Origin of the sequence: Pseudomonas sp. HY2-MNA-CIBAN-0224 (assembly GCF_040310285.1) — a bacterium.
In the GTDB taxonomy this organism is placed as follows: Bacteria; Pseudomonadota; Gammaproteobacteria; order Pseudomonadales; family Pseudomonadaceae; genus Aquipseudomonas; species Aquipseudomonas helleri.
In genome coordinates this window covers 1-404 of record NZ_JBEOPQ010000217.1, presented here as the reverse complement: position 1 = coordinate 404, position 404 = coordinate 1, and the positions used below count along the sequence as shown (strand labels likewise).

At 44.6% G+C, this 404-nt stretch carries 1 protein-coding gene; it reads left to right on the top strand.

The features are described 5' to 3' along the window. Positions 1 to 331 (top strand): 50S ribosomal protein L11 (gene rplK / locus AAEZ03_RS26090; protein ID WP_350582645.1); only part of this gene is annotated, 331 nt, incomplete at its 5' end. Between the last annotated feature and the right edge of the window lie 73 nt (positions 332 to 404).

Sequence of the window (404 nt, the reverse complement as noted above, 5' to 3'; positions counted from 1 at the left end):
CATCATGGCGTTCTGTAAAGAATTTAACGCTGCGACCTCAAATCAAGAGCCGGGTCTACCGATACCTACTGAGATCACTGTGTACAGCGATAAGTCTTTTACCTTCATCATGAAGTCACCACCAGCGGCATACTTACTACGTAAGGCTGCTGGTATCGCTAAAGGTTCTGGTACACCAAACACCGCTAAAGTCGGTAAAGTGGACCGTGCTCAGTTAGAAGACATCGTTAAGACTAAAGACGCAGATTTAACGGCTGCTGATCTTGATGCTGCTGTTCGTACCATCGCTGGTACTGCACGTTCAATGGGTATTACCGTGGAGGGTGTGTAAATGAGTAAACTTACTAAGCGTCAAAAATTAATTGCTGAGCGTGTAGAAAACGAAAAGTTATACACTCTTGAAG